The sequence below is a fragment of the uncultured Winogradskyella sp. genome, assembly GCF_947498345.1.
Lineage (GTDB): Bacteria > Bacteroidota > Bacteroidia > Flavobacteriales > Flavobacteriaceae > Winogradskyella.
On sequence record NZ_CANMJY010000004.1, the window covers coordinates 196,388 to 218,548 of the forward strand.

A 22,161-nucleotide genomic window follows, 5' to 3' on the forward strand; every position below is an offset into this window, starting at 1 on the left:
AATACAAATGATTACATTTGTAACGTATTAATTCCATTAATGAAATCTAAGCATCTAAATAGTTTATATTCTTTAGTAAAAGCACCAGAATTATTTGGTCGTTATATTACTAATTCTGATATAGAAAAGTGCTTGGTTAAATTTCCAAAATCTATAATTTCTACAGTGGGTTATTCTGTAGAAAACAGACCTATTTATAGTATTAAATTGGGTACAGGATCTAAAAATGTATTGTTGTGGTCTCAAATGCATGGTAATGAATCTACAACTACTAAAGCTTTATTTGATTGTTTTAATCTCTTTTTAACCAACAATAACATTTCTAATTTTATTTTAAAAAGTTGCACCATATTAGTAATTCCTATTTTAAACCCTGATGGTGCAGAGCGTTATACGCGTTTAAATGCTAATGACATAGATCTAAACAGAGATGCACAAGCGCTTTCGCAGCCAGAAAGTAAAGTGCTTAGAGCAGTTTTTGACGATTTTAAGCCTGATTACTGTTTTAATTTGCACGGTCAAAGAACCATATACAATGTAGGAACAAGTAGTGTGTCAGCTACACTTTCGTTTTTATCACCTGCACAAGATCAGAACTGTTCATTGACAGTAAATAGGAAAGTAGCTATGCGCATCATTTCGAGGATTAATGATATGCTGCAAACTGAGATGCCAGATGGAGTAGCACGATATGATGATAGCTTTAACCTTAACTGTGTTGGTGATACGTTTCAGAGTTTAGGTGTGCCAACCCTATTGTATGAAGCAGGCCATTTACCAAATGATTACCAAAGAGAAGAGGTAAGACGTCTAGTGTTTTTAGCTGCTTTTAAAGGTTTGTATATTATAGCTGAAGGTGTTGACACATCTGATTATGATAATTATTTTGATATACCAGAAAACAATAAACAGTTTTATGATATTATCATACGAAATGCAAGGCTAAATATAGAGTCTCCTAATTTAACTGATGTAGCAATATTATATAAAGAAGCTTTAATCGGCTGTAAAATTGAGTTTTTACCTATTGTGGAAGCTATTAAAAAATTAGACTATTATTTTGGTCATCGCGAAATTGATGCTAAAGGGAATTTACTCATCACATCAGAAAAATCTGCATTAAAAGTTACTAACGAAATCGATTTCGTAATGATAAATAATGAAAAAATCTCACTAAAACCTTTAAATAATTGATTTTTTATGCATATTTCTTAAATTAAATGTCTTAATTTTGCATTATCACTAATAATAATTGATTTATGGCAAAGTTTAAATTAGATGAAATAGACCACCAAATACTAGATATGCTTATTGATAATACGCGTATTCCGTTTACAGATATTGCAAAAAAATTATTGATTTCTGCTGGTACAGTTCATGTACGTGTTAAAAAAATGGAAGAAGCAGGTATCATTAAAGGGTCGTCTTTGACTTTAGATTATAAAAAACTTGGTTATTCATTTATTGCTTATGTTGGTGTTTTTCTTCAAAATACATCGCAAACCAAGTTTGTGTTAGAGCGTATTACTCAAATTCCATATGTTACGGTTGCACATATTACAACTGGGAAATTCAATATTTTTTGTAAAATAAGAGCACAAGATACAATGCATGCTAAAGACATCATTTTTATGTTAGATGATATTGAGGGAGTTTATAGAACAGAAACAATGATATCTTTAGAAGAAAGCATTAATGATAAGAAACGATTAATGCACACTATTTTTAACGAACTTTAATATAATAATATAATAAATATATGAAGCTCTTAGTTAATTGTTCTAAGGGCTTTTTTATTAACTTGCATTCATGATTTCCGACCAACTTAATTCTACCGAATATCATACTTACTACAAGTCATATATTGATAATGCAGCAGATATAGATATTGTAAAAGGGCTAAAACGTAATCTTGATGAGCATATAGAATTCTATTTAAAGATACCATCATTAAAGCATAGTTATGCTTATGCAGAGGGTAAGTGGACAATAAAAGACATTCTATTACATATTATAGATACAGAGCGTATTTTTAGTTATAGAGCACTTCGTATTGCCAGGCATGATACTACTCCTTTAGCAGGTTTTGAACAAGATGATTATGTAGTAAACGGAAATACTAAAAATAGAACTTTAGAAAATCTTTTAAGTGAGTATAAAGCGGTGCGACAAGCTACAATAGCACTTTTTGAAAGTTTTGAAATAAATCAATTAAAGTGTATAGGTGAGGCTAGTGGTGCACCGATTTCAGTTAGAGCACTTGGGTATATTATTACTGGTCACGAAAATCATCATAACCAAGTGATCGTTGAACGATATCTTTAAGTTAAGTTATTATAATATGCAAAAGCTTTGGTAATTAAATCGTTATTAACCTGACAATCAATTTTTGGTTCACCAATGGTCTTTAAGAGTACAAATTTTATAACACCATGACTATTCTTTTTATCATGTTTTAATAAATCAATAATAATTTCTTGATCGTTCTTATTGATTTCTGTTTTCGAAAATGTTTTTAGAATTCCTTCTGTAATATCTTGTAGCTCATTATCTGGTAAACCTTGTGTTTTATTTGATAAATAGCTTTCGAGAATCATTCCTATAGCTATTGCTTCGCCATGTAGTAATGGTGTTTTGTCAGCATTTCCTAAGAAGTAACTTTCTATAGCATGACCCAGTGTATGTCCAAAATTGAGAATCTTTCTTAAACCTAATTCTTTAGGATCCTCAGTAACTACTTTATTTTTTATAGTTACAGAATCATGTATGAGATTATCTAACTCTGAAATATCTAAACTTTCAAAATTCACCAAGCTTTTCCAATAGTCTTTATCGTATATTAAACCATGTTTAAGCATTTCAGCATAGCCAGAAATCATTTGGTTAGGTGGTAATGTTTCTAAAAAAGAAGTGTCGATTAATACCATACTGGCTTCGCTGACAACTCCGATTTGATTTTTTAAAACACCAAGATCTACTCCTGTTTTTCCACCTACAGAAGCATCAACCATAGCCAATAAAGAGGTGGGTACATTAATATAATCTATACCTCTCATATAAGTACTTGCTACAAAACCACCTAGATCAGTAACAACACCTCCTCCTAAATTAATTAGTAAACTTTTACGATCAGCATTATATTCAGATAAGGCTTCCCATACACCAGTACAGATATCAATGGTTTTATGGTCTTCACCTTCTGGCATTTCCATAACTTCAACTACAATATCTTCAGACTCTAACCGAGCTAAGAAATTTGGCAAACAAAAATTATGAGTATTAGTATCTACAAGGATAAATATAATGGAAGGATTAGTGTGTTTTATATAAGTATTCAATTCTTTGTATACCTTAGTATTAAAGTGAACTACAGAATTTTTGGTTGTTATAGAAGTCATATATTAATTATATCCAAAATTTGTGCTGCTAAAATTACTGCCTTTTTTTAGAAAAAAGTAAGCCAAGGATTAAATATATTTGTAATTATATATTTCTCTAAATGATAGACTATTCACTCTTTGAAAACACAGGCACTGCATTTGCATTAAAATCTGATCCAGAATTAGAACGTGCCTATTTTTTGTTTAAAATGATTTCCTCACAACCATTAGTACGCATCGGTACTGCAGCTACCAATTTTGCACTTAAAGCTAATTTACCCGTTGAAGGCTTAATTCGCTCTACGGTTTTTGATCATTTTTGTGGAGGGGTAAGCGAAGAGGATTGTTTACCAGTAATTGATAAGCTATATACTAAAGGGGTAAGTTCTGTATTGGATTATTCTGTGGAAGGAAAAGAGACTGAGAAACAATTTGATAGTGCTTTAGAAAAAATATTAAAAATCATTCATTTTTGTGATGAAAAAGATGCTATGCCTATTGTTGTTTTTAAACCTACTGGTTTTGGAAGATTTTATTTATATCAAAAAAAAACAGAAAGTGTAGATTTTACTGAAGCTGAGCAACAAGAATGGAATAGAATAGTAGACAGATTCGATGCTGTTTGTAAATTGTCTAAGGAAAAAGATGTTGAAGTCTTGATCGATGGGGAAGAAAGTTGGATGCAAGATGCTGCAGATGATTTAGTGGAGGATATGATGCGCAAATACAACACTGATAAAACGATTGTTTATAATACATTACAATGTTATAGATGGGATAGGTTAGATTACCTCATAGGGTTACATCAAAGAGGGCAGGAGCATGGTTTTAAAATAGGAATGAAAATAGTTCGTGGTGCGTATATGGAAAAGGAACGTGCCAGAGCAGAAGGAAAAGGTTATAAATCACCAATATGTGAAAACAAGAAAGCTACTGATGACAATTTCAACGCTGCATTAAAGTATATGTTAAACAACTTAGGCGATATGTCTGTATTTATTGGCACCCATAATGAGCATAGCTGTTACTTGGCTTTGGAAATGATGAATGATTTAAATATTGACAAGCAAGATAATAATGTATGGTTTGGTCAACTTTATGGTATGAGTGATCATATAAGTTTTAATTTAGCATCTATTGGTTATAATGTTGCAAAATATATTCCCTTTGGACCCGTAAAAGATGTGATGCCATATCTAATAAGGAGGGCAGAGGAAAATACTTCTGTTGCAGGACAAACTAATAGGGAACTGTCTTTATTAAAGTCTGAAAAAAAACGAAGAAAACTATAAATCCTCATCGTAAGACAAGGCATTATATTTTTTGAATCTTAAGTTAAGAAAGAAAATTGATACCATTTCCTTTTCTTGTTAGGGTTATCTCCATAACCATAACCATAGCCATAACCTTTCTTTCCTTGTTTGACACCATTTAATAGCAATGTCATATTTGGTAATCGTTTCTCGTCATATAGTGTTTTTGCAACATGAACAAGCTGTCTTTTATCAACACCATCTGCACTGACGACATAAATAAACATATCTGCATATTTAGAAATCAATAAGGTGTCACTTACAAGACCAACTGCAGAAGTATCTGCAATTATATAATCGTATTTCTTTTCAAAATGTTTAAAAAGTTCTTCAACTCTATCGCTCATTAATAATTCTGATGGATTAGGAGGAATAGTACCAGAAGGTATTATATCAAAGAAGCTATTATCTTTTCGCTTTAAAACGATATCCTGAGGTTTTACAGAAGTATCTGCTAAAAAATCTGTTAGCCCTTTTTTAGGCTTTTCTTTAATATCTAGATAATCCAAAATTTTAGGAACTCTAATATCCATTTCAATTAATAAAACAGATTTATTAGAATAGGATATTGAAGTCGCTAAATTAGTACTTGTGTGGGATTTGCCTTCTTGTGCTTTGGTAGAAGTTATGAATAACTTTTTAGCTCTACCACTAACACCTTTTAACATAAAATCCACATTAGACCTCACAATTCTAAACGCTTCAGCCTTTGGTGAATAATCTGCTTTTTTTACAAGCTTTATCTTTTTAGGTGATTTAGGTATATCTCCCAAATATGGTATATCTAAAAGACTTACTAAGTCATCTTTTCTGTAAAGTTTGGTATCTAATAAATCTGATACGTAGATTAAACCTAACGGAATCATAAGTCCAAAAATAAAAGAAGCCAAATATGTAATTGTTTTATTTGGAGCAACAGGTTTGTAAGATGAATAGGCACTATCTACAATTTTAGCACTTGGCTGATACATACCAAGTCTAATAGCAGATTCTTCACGCTTTTCTAATAAGTACAAGTAAAGTGATTCTTTTATATCTTGTTGCCTTTGAATACCTCTAAATTTCCTTGCTTTTGATGGTGCAACGTAGAGCTGCCCGCTAATTCTGTTACTTTCAGAATTTAAGTTATTTAATGTAAGCTCTGAAGTTTTCTTTATACTGCTTAATGAGCTTTCAAGATTATTTTTTAGAGCATCGATTTGATTGTTTAATTGAACGACAGTAGGGTTTTTTTCTGTAGAGGTTTTCAGTAACTTATCCCTTTTTGCTACAAGGTCATTGTGATTCTTTATAATCTGGGCAGTATTAGAGTCTCCTATACCAACATTAGCTGGCAACATATCACTAATCTTATTTTCGTCGTTCATTTCTTCCTGTAGATAAGAAATCATTTGAATATTAGTGGCCGTAGTAGAAATTTGTTGTTCTAGTTGTTTTTTTGCTTGTAGATTTAAGTTATTCTGAGAGCCTAGATCTGTAAGGTTGTTTTGCTGTTGTATTTGTTGTGCGTTAGATTCTACTTCACCTAATTCTTCTTGTACTTGCTCTAGACGTCTATTGATAAATTCTGAGGTTACTTTAACCACTTCTTCCTTGTCGTGTAAGACATCATTGTTGTATTCAATAATAAGCTGATCTAAAAAATTGACAGCTTTTTGCGCAACAGTTTCTTTTAGCTCCAGTTCAACAACACTTGAGCCTTTCTCTGTAAAAGCATTAACACTTTTTTGATAATGACTAACAAGTTTAACAACAGGTGTAATAGTTATTTTGAGATTACTACCTTTTCTTGGAGCATTAGATCCTACATTAGGAACAACTATAATGCCTCCATAGTTTGTTTCAATTTTATCACCAAATGCATATACAATGCCTTCAGATTCATTTCTGTCAATAAAAGATTTACCATCGTCTTTAAACAAGATAAATTCGGTATCTGATTTAATTTTAAGATAAAGATTTGCTTTAACATTATGGATTACTGAATCACTCTCAAAAAAACTTACACTAACAGGTGGATTTACATAGAGCTCTTTTTCTTTTATTTTACCTTGTTCAAAAACTCTAATGTTTAAGTTTAGAGTTTTAATGATGTTCTCCATCAGAGTACGCGATTTTATAATCTGAATTTCATCTTTAATTTTATCCGTACCTCCAGAAAATAAGCCTTCACTATTTATGTCTTCTATGCTTGGTAATTTTGTGGCTTGCTTTTCGTCCCTAATTTTAATAGTAGCAGAAGCTTTGTACTCATATGTAGTGTATCGCAAATAAGTGTAGCCTAATGCAATAGCCAAAATAACAGAAAGAGCAATCCATTTCCAATAGGAGAGGAAAAGCTCTATTTTTTGTTTTATATCTGCTGTTACTGAATTTGGTTTAGACTCCATAAAGACTATAAATGTAAAATTTTATCTTACTAAGAATACAGCTATAACAGTCGTTAGTGTACCAATAGCAGAAATTAATACTGAATTGTTTTGGTTATAAGTTGATGAGCGAATCTTAGCATTATTTGGCTCAACGTATATAACATCGTTTTGCTGTAAATAATATACAGGGGAGTTAACGACGTTAACAGTAGTAAGGTCTATTTTAGCATATTTCTTTTTTCCATCTACCTCTCTTATTAGCATTACATTTTTACGTTTTCCAAAAATGGTTAAATCATCTGCCAAACCTAATGCTTCTAAAACTGTAATTCTCTCATCTTGTATAGTAAACGTACCAGGGTTTCTTACTTCTCCCAAAATAGTTACTGTAAAGTTAGCTAACCTAACGTTTACAATAGGGTCGGTTACATATTCACTTATTTTTTCGGTTAACATATCGGTTAACTCAGTTCTGGTTAATCCTGCGATTTTTAAAGTTCCTAATACGGGAAACTCTATATTACCATCATAATCTACTAAATAGGTTTGCTGTTGCATTCCTCCTCTGGCGGCAACAACATCAGTATTACCTCCCTGCACTAACGCCAAGTTAAATGGTCTTACAGTATCTGGATCTAAAGCTGCTACATTGATTGTTAAAATATCATCTGGTTTATAAACTAATTGTTTTGGCTCAGACATTAAGACGCCACCTTCTATAGGTTCGTCCTGAAAGTAAACAATGTTTTTGCGTGATCCACATGAAGATAGCATAAAAATAGCTAATAATGGAATAAAGAGATTGCGAGTTTTCATTTGTACTTTTTTAGGTATAGTTTATAATTTGGATTATTTCTTAGTATCTAATACTTCGTATGTGGAATTATTAGATATATATTCTGGTATTAAATTCTTAATTAATGCCACTATTTCTAATGGTTGCGTTAAGGTCTTAATATTTGTAAGCTTATTGATTTGCTTCTCAACAGCATCGATATCGACATGTCTTGATTTTGCAATCATTATTTTTTCGTGATATGTTTTCTTGGTGTTCTCACCATCAGCTAAAAGTTCTTCATATATTTTTTCTCCAGGTCTTAACCCGGTAATTTTAATATCAATATCTTCTGGGTATCGTAAACCTGAAAGTACTATCATGTTTGTAGCCAAGTTGAAAATTTTGATAGGCTCTCCCATATCAAATACAAATATTTCACCACCATTACCCATAGCTGCAGCTTCTAATACTAATTGACAAGCTTCGGGAATTGTCATAAAATAACGTGTTATTTCCTTGTGCGTTACTGTTAGAGGTCCACCTTTTTCTATCTGGTTTTTAAATAGTGGAATTACTGATCCATTAGAACCTAATACATTACCAAATCTGGTAGTAATGAACTTAGTATGCCCTTTACCTTTAAGACAGGTGACGTAGAGTTCTGCAATTCGTTTGGTAGCACCCATAACATTTGTTGGGTTTACAGCTTTATCAGTAGAAATTAAAACAAATTTATCTACACTATGCTTTACTGCTATATCAGCTACATTTTTTGTACCGCCAATGTTAACGCTAACAGCTTCGAACGGATTATTTTCCATTAAAGGTACGTGCTTATAGGCAGCAGCATGAAAAATTATCTTTGGTTTATATAGGTTAAATATCTGATCAATTCTAGATCTGTTTCTTACATCAGCAACAATAGCATCTATATTGGTTAGCCCTTGTTGTCTAAATTCTTGTTGAATATCATATAATGCAGATTCAGCATTATCTACAAGTATTAGCTTTTTGTAATTGTATAAACTAACCTTTCTGCATATTTCGCTTCCGATAGAACCAGCAGCTCCAGTTATTAATATTACTTTATTGTCGTACTGATCTTCTAAATCTGGGTTTTTAATATTAATAGGATCTCTACCTAGAAGGTCTTCAATTTTTACTTCTTTTATTTGTCCTACGCTTAAATCTCCATCAATCCAACTTTGTACTGGTGGTACTATTTTTACCTTAAGTTCTAATGCAAATAGGCTTCCGGTTATTTGTAATAGTCTTGTTGGATCTATATTTTGAATAGAGATAATAACATATTCTACGGCATTCTTTTTAATAAATTTTTCATCAATTTCGTCAATGCCATATACTTTGAGTAGGTTTATTTTTTTACCTATTTTACGTTCGTCATCATCAATAAAACCAACAACTTCAATTCCACTTTTAGTGTCGTTTTGAATAGCATCGTAGGTGAGCATGCCAGAATTACCAGCTCCAAAAATCAATACATTAGAAATTGTATTAAAATCTTGAGTGATTTGGTTATAGAGTGATTTTATAAATAATTTTGCACCAATCAAAAATAGAATATTAAGCAACAAGTGAATGTAGATGATAGACCCTGAAATATCAAACAGGTTATTATCTCCCATAAATTTTCTGCTTAAAAATGTGCAGCAAATTAGAATAGTAGCTAAAATATTGGCTCCGATAATGACATTAACGATGTCTTTAAATCCTGTAAATCTAACAACACCCTTGTAAGACCCAACAGCAATTAAACTAATCGCAGCTACTACTGCTACATAAGGCGTTTGTTTTAAGGCAGTAAAAAAATCGAAATCTACCTTAAAGTTATAGCGAATTAAATATGCTAGAAAAAAAGTAGTTATAACAATACATACATCAAATAATAGTACTAGCCATTTTGAGGCATATCGCTGTGATATTCTATGTAGAAACTTCACTAACATACTGCAAAATACGTATTTATGGCAGAAATTACTCTATCCAGTTGGTCATTAGTAAGATTCGATCCACTAGGAAGACATAGTCCTCTATCAAATAGATCGTCAGACACACCATTTAAATAACTAGGTGCATCTTTAAATACTGGTTGCTGATGCATTGGTTTCCATAGAGGTCTTGACTCTATATTTTCTTTTTCTAAAGCGAGTCTCAAACCTTCTCTTGTAGTTTTAGAATCAAGTAAAATAGCAGATAACCAGCGATTTGAAAAATGATCTTTTGGTTCACTTAAAAATGTTATTTTATCATTATTCTCAAATGTCTTTTGATATAACTCATGGTTAGCTCTACGCTTTGCTATGTGGCTATCTAAAATAGTCATCTGTCCACGACCAATACCAGCAACGATATTAGACATTCTGTAATTATAACCTATGTGTGAGTGTTGATAATGTGGTGCATTGTCTCTGGCCTGAGTGGCTAAAAAAACTGCTTTATTTTTATGTGCTTCAGTTCTGGTTACCAAAGCACCACCACCTGATGTGGTAATAATTTTATTACCGTTAAATGATAATATAGAAAGGTCGCCAAAAGTACCACAATTCTTTCCGTTATAGTGACTACCCAATGACTCTGCACTATCTTCAATTACAGGTATGTTATATTCTTCTGCTATTTTATGAATTTCATTAACTTTATATGGCATACCGTATAAATGTACAGGTATAATAGCTTTTGGTGTTTTACCTTTGTCAATCCTATCTTTAATTGCAATCTCTAATTGCTCCGGGCACATATTCCATGTATCTTTTTCGCTATCCACAAAAACTGGGGTAGCTCCTTGATAAACAATTGGATTTGCTGATGCTGAAAACGTTTTACTTTGGCAAATAACTTCATCACCATTGGTAACACCTAATAAAATAAGACTTAAATGTAATGCAGAAGTCCCAGATGCTAGAGCAGTAATGTATCTGTCTTCATTAAGATAAGATTGTAAATCATGTTCAAAGCCATTGACGTTTGGTCCCAAAGGAGCGACCCAATTAGTGTCGAAGGCTTCTTTTATGTATGTCTGTTCGGCACCGCTCATATGAGGGGACGATAACCATATTTTAGGTTTCATAAGCAAAAATTGTTAAGTAACTATGATTACTTTCTCAATTTCATGTCTTAGAGGGATTTGGGACACGATCTAAAAATCGGTTAAATATGCGTTAATAAAATGGTACGGTACAAATAAAGACGATAAAAGGCAGATATTTACGTTGTTGATTATGAGCAAGATTAAATGCTTACAGCAATATATTTTGAGCTTGTTTAGCAAAATAACTCTCATCTAAAACTCATAGTATTGTATATGGATAAATGCGTTTGAAGTAGTAAGTAGCTCTAGAGAGTTATTAAAAAATACTATTAGTGATTAATTGATGTTTTAACCAATTAATATGCTTTATATAGGAGCAATTCTATATAGTTGAACAACAAAAGTATATTTGCTTTTCATTATATTGTCACAATTATTTTGCCCTTAACTGAATGAGATGAACATTTTAATAACTTCTGCTGGTAGACGTGTATCACTGGTTAGGTCTTTTCAAAAAGAATTGAAGAAATTTTTTCCAGAATCTAAAGTGTTTGCTTCAGATTCTAAACCTCAACTTTCCGCAGCCTGCCAAGTGGCTGATCATTATTTTGAAGTTCCAAGGTTGGACGAAGTCTTATATTTTGAAGAATTTGTCGGTTTATGTCAACAGCATAATATTAAACTTATCATCCCAACCATAGACACAGAATTACTTCAGCTAGCACAAAACAAGGCACGCTTAGAAAAGGAAGGTATTTTGGTTGCTATTTCATCTGTGGATTTTATTAAAAAATGCCGTAATAAAAGAGCAATACATAGCTTTTTTAAAGCTAAAGGATTAAGCGTAGCAAAGGAGTATAAGAAAGATAGTTATTCTCTACCTATGTTTATTAAACCTTATGATGGTAGCCGAAGTGTAGACACATATTTGATTAATGAGAAGAGTGAGTTGAGGGATTATCATTTTGAAAATGATAAACTTATGTTTTTAGAATACTTAGATCATAATGATTTTACTGAGTATACCTGTGACTTGTATTACGATAAAAATAATGAGTTAAAATGTGCTGTACCTAGAAAGCGATTAGAGGTAAGGGATGGTGAAGTATATAAAGCATTAACACAAAATAATGCATTAGTTACATATATAAGACAACATCTTCTACATATGGAAGGTGCAGTTGCTTGTATTACGGCTCAATTTTTTCTGCACAATTCTGATGAATCTAAGATATATGCCATAGAAATAAATCCGAGGTTTGGTGGTGGTTACCCTTTATCTTATCTGGCAGGTGCTAATTTCCCTAAATGGATTATTGAAGAGTATTTATTAGATAATGTTATTGAAGATAATTTTGATTCTTGGGAAAGTGATTTACTAATGATTAGATATGATGACGAAATTTTAGTGCATGGATATAAAGATTAATGCTAACACAGTCATTGTTTTTGACCTCGATGATACACTCTACAATGAGCTGGATTTTTTAAAATCTGCCTATCAGTATATAGCACAGAAACTTGAAGTTAATGATTGGAAACCGTTGTATGTTTCTATGTTTTCAATGTATAGAAATAAAGAAAATGTCTTTGATTTTTTGACTTCAAAATATAATGTCGAAAGGCAATCATTAATAGATATGTATCGAACCCATCATCCAAATATAAAATTGTTTGAAGGAGCAAAAGACATAATTGATTCTATAAAGTCTAGAAGCGGTAAAATAGGAATCGTGACTGATGGCAGATCCAATACTCAAAAGACAAAGTTAAAAGCGCTAGGTATTACTGATCTGGTTGATACAATAGTAATATCGGAAGATATAGGTACAGAAAAGCCTAGTACAAAGAACTTTAGAGTTATTGAAGCCGAATTTCCTAACTGCGATTACTGGTATATTGCAGATAACATGAAAAAAGATTTTATTTCGCCTAATCAATTAGGTTGGTATACTGTTGGTCTAATAGATAATGGAAAAAATATTCATTTTGCTTCACATACATATATGGATGCAAAGCATAAGCCTCAAGAATTTGTTTTAAATTTCAGCGATATAAAAATCGTTTAAACATTCTTTGTGCCTGTAAATATTGGCATATCATCATTCTCTGAATGATTAACATCTTTTCTGCTTATCACCTTGTCTATGGTTTTAAAAATAATTCTTACATCTAGTAAAAAAGACTGGTTATCAACATAATACACATCATGTTCAAACTTTTGCTCCCAGCTAATAGTATTTCTCCCATTTACTTGAGCCCATCCAGTAATACCAGGTGTTACTTCATGCCTTCTGTTTTGTTCTTCCGTATAGAGGGGTAAATATTTAGGTAAAAGTGGGCGAGGACCTACTAAACTCATATCTCCTTTTAGAATATTAAATAATTGTGGAATCTCGTCTAGAGAATATTTTCTACAAAAATCACCAATCTTAGTAATGCGATACGCTACAGGTAAAAGATTACCTTCGCTGTCTGTTTTATCATTCATGGTTTTTAATTTAATAATGGTAAAGAGTTTTCCGTTTTTGCCAGTTCTCGTCTGATAGAAAAAGGGCTTGCCATTATTTGATATAGCCAGTATTACTATTAGTATAATTAATATTGGGGAGGCGATAATTAAATTAATTAATGCTGCAAAAAAATCAGCTGTACGTTTTATTATATGGTAAAGTTTCATAATTCTAAATATTTAGCTTTTCAAATATTTGAAAATTAATTAAGGGCGTTATTTATTATCTCTATAAGGTCATTATTTATAATATTAACATCAAAACGTTCTTCGGCATATGTTCTACTATTAATTCCCATTTGCTTTATTTTGTTCGGATTAGTAATAAAATATTCCATAGGTTTTACAAGAGCATCTAGATTTTGTGGTTCTATTAAAAATCCATTTACACCTTCTTTTACAGCTTCCCTACAACCTACAGAGTCTGTTGTTATAATTGGGTTTCCGCATGCATTAGCTTCTAAGGTGGTTCTGGGAAGCCCTTCTCTATAGTAGCTTGGTAATACAAAAATATCAGTTTTATGTAAATGCTCTTCGATATTAGATTGTTTACCATGAAAAACGATAACACCTTCTTTATGTAGTTCGTCCAGTTCTTCTAAACTTATTGCAGAAGGTGATATTTCTGGCGCTCCTATAACATGGAATTCTGCTTGAGGATACTTTTTCTTCAAAATTTTTGCAGCTTCTGTATAAAGTGCCACTCCTTTTTCCTGAATTAATCTGGCAATAAAAAGGAAGCTTACCTTGTTTGATGCATCTTTTTCTTTAAACCTAAATTTATTAAGATTAATTCCAGAACCACTTACAAAGTCTACGTTTTGCTTTTTAGAGATTACTTTTCTATCTAAAAAAAGCTGATAATCATCTCTATTCTGAAAAACAATAGATTTGTTTTTTCTTATGGATAGCTTGTATAAGGTTTCGTTAAAGCGCTGAAGTGTACGTGCTTTTTTTGTTAAACCCGTAAATGTATAGCCTAAACCTGTAATTAAAGACACCACAGGCACTTTACACATATTGGCTGCCATTGAGCCATAAATGACTGGTTTAACTGTATATGGAAATACTAAATCTATCTTGTTCTCTTTTATAATGGATTTTAGCTCTTTTATGGATTTAAAATCTTTTATAGGATTGAGACCTGTACGCTGCAAATTAAATTCAATAGGATTTGCTCCAAGGTTCTTTATCTCCAGACTATTTCTCTCAGCAAAACTTGGTGCAGCAGCAAATACTTCAAAGCCACTATCCACAAGGCTTTTTATAAAATCTCCTCTAAATCTAATAAGAGACCCATCGTAAGATGCTATTAGTAATATTCTTTTTTTATCCATCTTGTCTTATTTCTGCTTGAGAAAATTATACTTGTACCACTTTTGAAAACAATAATATGACCATACTTTAAAGGTACTGTCTTTCTTACTGTCTAAATGATCCTTTACCAATTTTGTAATCACGTCTATGTTAAATATGCCTTGTGTTTTAAGCATATTAGGGTCTATATAGCCCTCTAATTCTTGTCGTAGACTTTGCCTTAACCAGTCACCAGTTGGACTGCCAAAACCACTTTTACCTTTTTCTAAAAACTCATCAGGAAACTGATCTCTAAAGGCTTCTTTTAAAATATGCTTTTTATTCCAGCCTTTCATTAAGTAATTTTCTGGCAATGTATTAGTAAATTCCCATATATCTCTATTTAGAAATGGTGCTCTACATTCTAAAGATGTCATCATACTGGTCCTATCTACTTTAGCAAGCATTCCGCCTTCTAAGCTCAAGATTTTATCCACTAATCTAAAATCGGTTAAACTCTCAATCTTTTGTTTGCCGAGCACATCCTTGTATTCTTGAAAAAGATTGTTTTCAAAATACTCTGGTCTCATGATTTCTTCTAACTGATTGCTTGTGTTTGCTAAAGAAATAATGTCCCAATAAAAGTCACCATCGTAATCTATGGCATTTAATAATTTATTGATCTTAAAATTTCTACCACGCTTATCATCTTTTTCAACAAGGTATTTGTTGCTTAATCTCGATATAGTTTTATGTAAACCTTTTGGCACAACTCCAGTATACCTTTTGTTCATTTTACCAATGTAATACTTATTGTAACCTCCAAAGACTTCGTCACCACCATCACCTGTTAATGCTACTGTAACATGCTCTCTGGTTTTTTCGGATAGTAGGTGAGTAGGTAGTGCAGCTGTATCGGAAAAGGGCTCATCAAAATTTACTAATATATCGTGGATGTTATTTTTTAAATCATCTTCATCTATAATAAACTCATGATGATTACTATTTATCATTTTGGCTACAACCCTAGATTTATCAGTTTCGTCATAAGATGCTTTTTTAAAGCCTATAGAGAATGTATCTATCTTTTTATCTGTGGTTTGAGAAAGGCAAAGTGAAATAATAGACGAATCTACTCCACCAGATAAAAATGTACCTAAGCCTACATCTGCAATTGATCTACTATCTACACTGTTGTAAACGAGCTCTTTTGTTTTTGCTTTAGCATCATCAAACGAAATATCTATAGTTTTTGGTTTTGGTTCAGCATTTATCTTATGAATAGTGGTTTGATTAGATGCCAGATTGTATTCAATATAATGGTTGGCTTCTAGTTTATAAATGTTCTCGTAGATTGTATGAGGTGCTGGTATATAAGTTAGTCTAAAATACAGGTTTAAGCCTTTTTTAGAAATGTTAGGCGTAAAATCAATAGTATTAATAATTGATTTTAACTCTGAAGCCCAAATAAATTCTTTACCTGTATGTGTATAATACAACGGTTTTTCACCAAAGAAATCTCGAGCAATGAATAGTTTGTTTTTAGTCTTATCATAGATGCTAAAACCATACATGCCGTCGAGCCATTGAAATGATTCGACTCCATATTTTTCGTAAGCTTTTAAAATAACTTCAGTATCACTAGACGTTTTAAAACTAACTCCTTCAGCTTCTAACTTTGCTTTTATGCTTCTATAGTTATAGATTTCTCCATTAAAAACGATGACGATCTGTTTATCATCAGAAAAAATTGGTTGCTGACCAGAAGATAAATCTATAATAGATAGACGTCGCATTCCCATGCCAACAGAAAACGTATCGTTCTCTTCTGCAAACAAACCATCTTCATCAGGACCTCTGTGAATGATAAGGTTATTCATGCCATTAAGAATAGAGCTTATTTCATTCTTACTTCTTTTGGTCTTAGTTATTATGCCATTAATTCCGCACATATATTGGTTAATTAACTTTCTATAAACTGTTTAAACTTAGCGTATATATTTTCTAAATTATATTGTGTTGCACGTTTTAAACTAAGTGCACTAAATTTTTCTCTTTCATCTGGGTTATTATGAAAATAATCCATTGCTTTGCTTAAGCCAATATGATCATCATTGTTAACGAGTAACCCATATTTACCTATATAAAATTCGCCATTGTTTATAGTAATTTCTTCATTTTCATTTAATAACTCTAATGGACCCGAAAGGCAATTAGATGAAATACATGGTAATCCAATAGCCATAGCTTCTAACAATGCATTTGGGAAACCTTCAGTAAACGAGCAAAGCACAAAATAGTGGTTAGATAATAGCTGCTCATTAACATTTTTTACTTTACCACCAAGCTTAACACTTTTTTCAAGGTTAGCTTTGCTAATTTCTTCTGCGAGATAATTTTCTAAATTGCCTCCTCCTAGAATTGTGAAATCATAATCTAAATTAGAAGCTTTAACTGCTCTAACAATCATTATCTGGTTTTTTCTCTTATTAAGTGTGCCAGCTGTTATACCATTTAGTCTTTTTATGTTGGTATTTAGGCTGTTAGGTGTGATTATTTCTTTTGGCAATTCAATAGGATTATATATAACTTCCATCGGTATTTTAATTCCGAAATTATCTTTTAAATCATTATTGATATGTACCGAATTAGAAAATAACTTATGGCATTTATTATAAAAAACAGGGTAGAACAGTTTTGATATATAAAAGGAAAGCTTACTTGTTACATTATCTGAAGGGAAGCCTCTTTCGCTAATAATTGTCTTTACTTTTTTATTGAAAGTTGATACGATTCCGTTGATGAGATTTGGAAATGCGAGAAATGATATTGAGATATCAATATTATTTTGCTTTACAAATCGGTAATATTTAATAATGTATTTAAAAGTGTCTATAAACTTTAAATAAAATGCTCTGTCAGGTGGATTATCCGAAAGTATTTTTATTGTAATCTCATCTGGTATGGAGAAATGTATTGTATTATGAAATAGCACCAAAGTGACGTTATAATCTTTCCTTAATTCTTTTAAGAGAAGACTTATAACCTTTTCTGCACCTCCACTACCTAGAGTTATACTAAGTATGGCTATATTTTTTTTGGTCTTTGGGGCCATTGTTACTGTATTAAACTTTTGAAACTAAAGTAGTTGCTAATGCGCAAATAACTTAAATCAATTCTCTTAAATTATAGTTCAATAAAACTGAAATATAGTAGGTAGATTTATTGAGCTTAAAATAATTGATCTCGTTTCTTGGTCAAATATAATAGTTACTCGCAGTATCTATATATTTCTTCGATTTGTTGAGCATTTTTCGTGTTTAATAGCTAAAAAGAATACTATTGTTTAGTTTTTCTTAAATTTTCCCAACCTAAATCTTTAAAATTAGGACCAGAAGTTGTTTCATTTAACGTGATTCCGTTATGGCCTCCATTGACTTCAATAATCCTAACATTATCATACTTGTCTAAAATGATATCCCAACCTGTGCATCTTACAAAAGGTATTTGGCTGTGTGCGCGTTTCACTTCTGCCAGACAATCATTGAATAAAGGCAGTTCTATTCCTCCAAAATCTAAATCGTTACCAGGAAGTTGCTTCAATAGTTTCCAATAGTATGTATAAGCTTCATGGCTGAGTTTACCTGTTTTAACATCAATAGGGATATAAATAGCTGAGTTGGACTTTATGTATTCGTCACTTTCATTGCCAAATTTAAAAAATCCGGTTTTTGCTTGTGGTACTCCATTATCATCGCACATAGATGTAATACGAATGGTAGCGACTGAAGATGTGCTAAATTGCGAGAAAAAAGGGTGTTGCTCTATGAATTCCTGAAAAACACCGTTTCCTAATTTTCTTATTGTGTTAACATCGAAAGATTTTTCAGTAAATACGTATATGCCTTTGCCTTGACGAGAATTTTCGAGTTTAAATATTATTTTTTCATTTTGAGAGAAAAGTAACTTTTTTAACATCTCACCGTTTAGTACCTCATAGTTTGCATTTAAAAAATATTTATTTACATAGTAACAAATATCTAAGGTGTCTTCTTCTTTTAATAAAGAAGTAATTACTGCGTTTCTGTTACATATCTTACCATACTCACCATTTAATTGTGGAAGCACAACTTCTCCGTAATAATTATCGGGTATCCAACCTTCTTTAAGTTCTCTTGCATAGGTTGCATAGACGATTAACCATTGCGCATAGCGCTCGTGCCCAAACACATCTTTTGCATATTCTTTGCATAGTCTTATGTTTTTGGCATCTAGCTTTCCTTTAACCGCCTCAATGTTTTTGAGATGTTTTCTAGCCGTATTGTTTTGTTCTTTATGGAAGGCATACCATTTACCTTTTTCTAGAATGCTCTTTGTTACATTAACAATTTTTCTCATGATTTCTTTAAGTTAAAGTTTATGAATAGGCTATCAATCAACTACTTTTTCTTAAAATCTCTTTAAATAAATTTTCATAATCAGCTATAATCTTATTCTTATTGAATTTTTTATAAACGGATTCTCTTATTATTTCGGGATCCCAATCTCTATTTTCGGAAAGTCTTTTTACAAATTCTTCATGGTTTTCTACTAAGTATCCATTAATCCCATCTTCTACAATCTCTCTGGTTCCACCAGGTGAATTAAAAGCAATTGCAGGTACACCAACGACACAGCTTTCTAACAATGCATTAGGAAAACCTTCAGAGTATGAACCTTGTAAAAATATGTCGTGTTCAATTAAATAATTAAATACCTGATCTGTGAATTTTATTAAGGTCACTTTATCTTCTAATCCATATTCTTTTATTCTATTTACAATATCATTATATAAAGGACCATCACCAATAATTGTATAATGAAATGGGATGGTGAGTTGTCTTAATACTTCAAGAATCCTCATTTGACCTTTTGTTTTGCTTAACCTACCAACAGTGATGAATTTTTTAATACCCGTTTTATTAATGTTAGTTTTTATGACATCTGTTTGGGTAATTGGGTTGTTAATTATGCTAATGGATTCGCTGTCAATGTTATGAACATTGATTATGCTCTGTTTCATGTCTTCTGACTGGCATATAAAGTGGTCTAACTTTCTTGTTCCATAAGAAAAGTAGTCAAAAATTGACTGAAAAAAAGATTTCTTACTAGCGTGTACTTTGTTTAATATACTTGCGTGTCTTCCGACAAAAATAACTTTTGGTAAAACAATAGAAATTAAGCCCATTGTAGCATTTAAGTGAGAAATTGAACTAACTACAATTTGTGGTTTTTGCTTTCTAATTAAACTAGAAAGGGCAAAAACACCTCTCATAACACGTGTTTTATTTAAGTATATCACAGGTATACCCGATACAGGAAACTTACTTTCCTTCTCTAAACCAATTACGACCAGAGTAACATCAAACTTTTCTTTATCCAAATTTTGAGAAACAAAAGACATAACTCTTTCTGCACCACCGGCAAAAAGGGTTGGTAAAACAAAGAAGATTTTTATTTTATTTTCCATTTATTCCGCTAATATTTAACAGTTTACCAAATTTATAATCCCATTCTTTTTGAAAAAATTTTTGTAATCCTGATGCATGATGAAACGTTAATTCTCCAAAATATGTTTTACCGTAAACGGAATAAAAATCTACCCTTACGTAAATAAAGTCTTTAGCAATTTTTTCTGCTAGTTCTATCATTTCTTTTAAGTTAGATGGTTTTTCAATATCATTTCCATTTGGTCTTCCCCAATTACAGGGCAACAAATTCCACTCTTTATCATATATGTTTCTATATCTTTTTTCGTTATGCCTTCCTATATCTACCATTACAAATGCTAGCTTACCATTAAAGCAATGTAATTTAAAATCTTCTGGTATACTACCGTCGCTATAGGTTAAAAGTTTTTCTACAACAATTCTAGGCTCTATATTTTTGTATTGCCACTCTCGTGTAGAGTAATAATGGTTTTCTTTCATTAACCGTTTAAGCTTCTTTCTTATTTTTTTCCATTTAACTTTAGATTTATCTCTTACAATAATACCACCAGAACTATTGTGATTTGTTTTTATGATAAATTCTACATCTGGTAAATTCTTTTTTCTTATATCCTTTGGGTCTTTTGTGTTATATAGCAAAGGAATTAAATATTCACCACCAATAGTACGTTCAATGTAATCTCTAACCTTGTATTTGTCTGCTACTTTTGTATGGAGTTCCTTTCTTTCATAAAGTTTTAGCCAATTAATTTTTTCGTTTAATGTTAGTGGATTGTCTAAATCTATAGTATAACCCATATGTTTTTTAAAACTATTTTTAATTATAAATTTATCTGAAACTAATTTTAACCCAAGTTCATATGTTTTGTAAAATGGGTTTAGCATTAAATAACCTAAATCAGTTTCTCTATAAAAATTAGAAATTATATGCCTCATTTTTTTCATGCTTTTTTGTTTTGTTAAACTCTAGAAAACAAAACAAAATTCATGATTTCTATATTAAGGACTTGTTACTTTTTCATTAATTAAATGTTTAATATTTAGTAAATTACCAAATTTTTCATCACATTCTTTTTGCCAAAATTTTCTAAAACCAGAGGATTGATGTAATGTTAATTCACCAAAATAGGTTTTCCCTTTTACAGAATAGAAATCTACTCTCAAGTAGACAAAATCTTTAGCAAGTTGTTCTGCTAGTGCTATCATTTCTTCTAAATTTTCGGGTCTTGGTAATTCTCTTCCGTTTGGTCTTCCCCAATTACATGGTAATAAATTCCAATTGGTATCGTATAGGTTTCTGCCCCGACTAGGTAAATGTCTGTCTACATCGACACCAAAGAATTGTACCTTACCATGAAAACAATGTATTTTGTAATCGTCTGGTAAATTTCCATCTTCAGTGGTTAGTAGTTTTTCTACGACAATTCTGGGTTCAATATTTTTGTATTGCCATTCTCTGGTGCTGTAATAATGATTAGCTTTTAGGAGACGTTTAAAGCGTTTTCTTGTTTGCGGCCAATCTATTGCAGATTTGTCTTTAACTACTATACCTCCAGAGCTATCATGATTACACTTTATGATATGATCTACATCTGGTAAATTTTCTGGTCTAATATCTTCTGGATCCTTAGTGTGATAGAGTAGAGGGATTAGATATTCTTCTCCAATCTTTTCTTTTATATATGACCTTACTTTGTATTTGTCTGCTATAGTGGTATGTATATCTTTCTTATGATATACTTTTAGCCAATTAATCTTTTCATTTAATGTTATAGGGTTTTTTAGATTTAGAGCATAACCCATATGTTTTTTAAAACTATGCTTTACCAAGACATCATCTGGTATCATTTTTAATATAAACTCATATACTTTATAAATGGGTCTTATAGCATAATATCCTAAATCCGAGGCATAAATATTTGATATCTTTTTTCTTAAACCTTTTTTTCTTAAATCGGTACTCATTGATTTG

19 protein-coding genes are annotated in these 22,161 nt (G+C 31.4%); 6 read left to right on the forward strand and 13 right to left on the reverse strand.

Annotated features, from left to right (window positions below; genetic code table 11):
- The first annotated feature begins 39 nt into the window (after positions 1 to 39).
- The 3 genes from Q0912_RS07365 (at position 40) to Q0912_RS07375 (ending at position 2,325) form a co-directional block, all read left to right on the forward strand.
- Positions 40 to 1,194, forward strand: a complete 1,155-nt coding sequence (locus Q0912_RS07365) for a M14 metallopeptidase family protein (protein WP_299113579.1) — start codon at positions 40 to 42, stop codon at positions 1,192 to 1,194.
- A 65-nt stretch (positions 1,195 to 1,259) separates the two neighbouring features.
- Positions 1,260 to 1,739 carry a winged helix-turn-helix transcriptional regulator gene (locus Q0912_RS07370; RefSeq protein WP_299113581.1) on the forward strand — a complete coding sequence of 160 codons (480 nt, stop codon included), beginning with the start codon at positions 1,260 to 1,262 and terminating at the stop codon, positions 1,737 to 1,739.
- A gap of 70 nt (positions 1,740 to 1,809) precedes the next feature.
- Entirely contained in the window at positions 1,810 to 2,325 is a 516-nt protein-coding gene (locus Q0912_RS07375; RefSeq protein ID WP_299113583.1) for a DinB family protein, read from the forward strand.
- Here Q0912_RS07375 and aroB read toward each other — a convergent pair.
- The gene (gene aroB, locus Q0912_RS07380; protein ID WP_299113585.1) at positions 2,322 to 3,398 is read right to left on the reverse strand and encodes a 3-dehydroquinate synthase; all 1,077 of its coding nucleotides are present in this window, start codon (positions 3,396 to 3,398) and stop codon (positions 2,322 to 2,324) included. The genes Q0912_RS07375 and aroB overlap by 4 nt on opposite strands.
- A 101-nt stretch (positions 3,399 to 3,499) precedes the next feature.
- Here aroB and Q0912_RS07385 point away from each other — a divergent pair, with 101 nt between their 5' ends.
- Positions 3,500 to 4,672, forward strand: coding sequence for a proline dehydrogenase family protein (locus tag Q0912_RS07385; RefSeq protein WP_299113587.1), 1,173 nt, complete (start codon positions 3,500 to 3,502; stop codon positions 4,670 to 4,672).
- A 38-nt stretch (positions 4,673 to 4,710) separates the two neighbouring features.
- Here the strand turns inward: Q0912_RS07385 and Q0912_RS07390 are convergent, their stop codons facing one another.
- The 4 genes from Q0912_RS07390 to Q0912_RS07405 are packed head-to-tail and all read right to left on the reverse strand — an operon-like array spanning position 4,711 to position 10,931.
- Positions 4,711 to 7,083: a polysaccharide biosynthesis tyrosine autokinase gene (locus tag Q0912_RS07390; RefSeq protein WP_299113589.1), complete on the reverse strand. Its 2,373-nt coding sequence runs from the start codon at positions 7,081 to 7,083 to the stop codon at positions 4,711 to 4,713.
- 21 nt (positions 7,084 to 7,104) lie between these two features.
- A complete protein-coding gene (locus tag Q0912_RS07395; RefSeq protein WP_299113591.1) occupies positions 7,105 to 7,881 on the reverse strand; it encodes a polysaccharide biosynthesis/export family protein in 777 nt (258 codons plus the stop codon).
- A gap of 33 nt (positions 7,882 to 7,914) precedes the next feature.
- Complete coding sequence (locus Q0912_RS07400; protein WP_299113593.1) at positions 7,915 to 9,810, reverse strand: nucleoside-diphosphate sugar epimerase/dehydratase; 1,896 nt, start codon at positions 9,808 to 9,810, stop codon at positions 7,915 to 7,917.
- Positions 9,804 to 10,931, reverse strand: a complete 1,128-nt coding sequence (locus Q0912_RS07405) for a DegT/DnrJ/EryC1/StrS family aminotransferase (protein WP_299113596.1) — start codon at positions 10,929 to 10,931, stop codon at positions 9,804 to 9,806. The genes Q0912_RS07400 and Q0912_RS07405 overlap by 7 nt, the downstream gene beginning before the upstream one ends.
- A gap of 418 nt (positions 10,932 to 11,349) precedes the next feature.
- Here Q0912_RS07405 and Q0912_RS07410 point away from each other — a divergent pair, with 418 nt between their 5' ends.
- Complete coding sequence (locus Q0912_RS07410; protein WP_299113598.1) at positions 11,350 to 12,321, forward strand: ATP-grasp domain-containing protein; 972 nt, start codon at positions 11,350 to 11,352, stop codon at positions 12,319 to 12,321.
- Complete coding sequence (locus Q0912_RS07415) at positions 12,305 to 12,961, forward strand: HAD family hydrolase (protein WP_299113601.1); 657 nt, start codon at positions 12,305 to 12,307, stop codon at positions 12,959 to 12,961. The genes Q0912_RS07410 and Q0912_RS07415 overlap by 17 nt, the downstream gene beginning before the upstream one ends.
- Here the strand turns inward: Q0912_RS07415 and Q0912_RS07420 are convergent.
- The 8 genes from Q0912_RS07420 to Q0912_RS07455 form a co-directional block, all read right to left on the reverse strand.
- Positions 12,958 to 13,572, reverse strand: coding sequence for a sugar transferase (locus tag Q0912_RS07420; protein ID WP_299113603.1), 615 nt, complete (start codon positions 13,570 to 13,572; stop codon positions 12,958 to 12,960). The two genes, Q0912_RS07415 and Q0912_RS07420, sit on opposite strands and share 4 nt — an antisense overlap.
- Before the next feature lie 35 nt (positions 13,573 to 13,607).
- Positions 13,608 to 14,741 carry a glycosyltransferase family 4 protein gene (locus Q0912_RS07425; protein WP_299113605.1) on the reverse strand — a complete coding sequence of 378 codons (1,134 nt, stop codon included), beginning with the start codon at positions 14,739 to 14,741 and terminating at the stop codon, positions 13,608 to 13,610.
- Between the two features lie 6 nt (positions 14,742 to 14,747).
- Entirely contained in the window at positions 14,748 to 16,652 is a 1,905-nt protein-coding gene (gene asnB, locus Q0912_RS07430; protein ID WP_299113607.1) for an asparagine synthase (glutamine-hydrolyzing), read from the reverse strand.
- A gap of 11 nt (positions 16,653 to 16,663) precedes the next feature.
- A complete protein-coding gene (locus Q0912_RS07435) occupies positions 16,664 to 17,815 on the reverse strand; it encodes a glycosyltransferase (RefSeq protein WP_299113609.1) in 1,152 nt (383 codons plus the stop codon).
- Positions 17,816 to 18,039: 224 nt separating this feature from the next.
- Positions 18,040 to 19,098, reverse strand: a complete 1,059-nt coding sequence (locus Q0912_RS07440) for a sugar-transfer associated ATP-grasp domain-containing protein (protein WP_299113611.1) — start codon at positions 19,096 to 19,098, stop codon at positions 18,040 to 18,042.
- Positions 19,099 to 19,135: 37 nt separating this feature from the next.
- Positions 19,136 to 20,209: a glycosyltransferase gene (locus tag Q0912_RS07445; protein WP_299113612.1), complete on the reverse strand. Its 1,074-nt coding sequence runs from the start codon at positions 20,207 to 20,209 to the stop codon at positions 19,136 to 19,138.
- Positions 20,199 to 21,134 (reverse strand): ATP-grasp fold amidoligase family protein, encoded by a 936-nt coding sequence (locus Q0912_RS07450; RefSeq protein WP_299113614.1) that lies wholly within the window; start codon positions 21,132 to 21,134, stop codon positions 20,199 to 20,201. The genes Q0912_RS07445 and Q0912_RS07450 overlap by 11 nt, the downstream gene beginning before the upstream one ends.
- 54 nt (positions 21,135 to 21,188) lie before the next feature.
- The gene (locus Q0912_RS07455; RefSeq protein WP_299113616.1) at positions 21,189 to 22,154 is read right to left on the reverse strand and encodes an ATP-grasp fold amidoligase family protein; all 966 of its coding nucleotides are present in this window, start codon (positions 22,152 to 22,154) and stop codon (positions 21,189 to 21,191) included.
- Positions 22,155 to 22,161 lie beyond the last annotated feature (7 nt).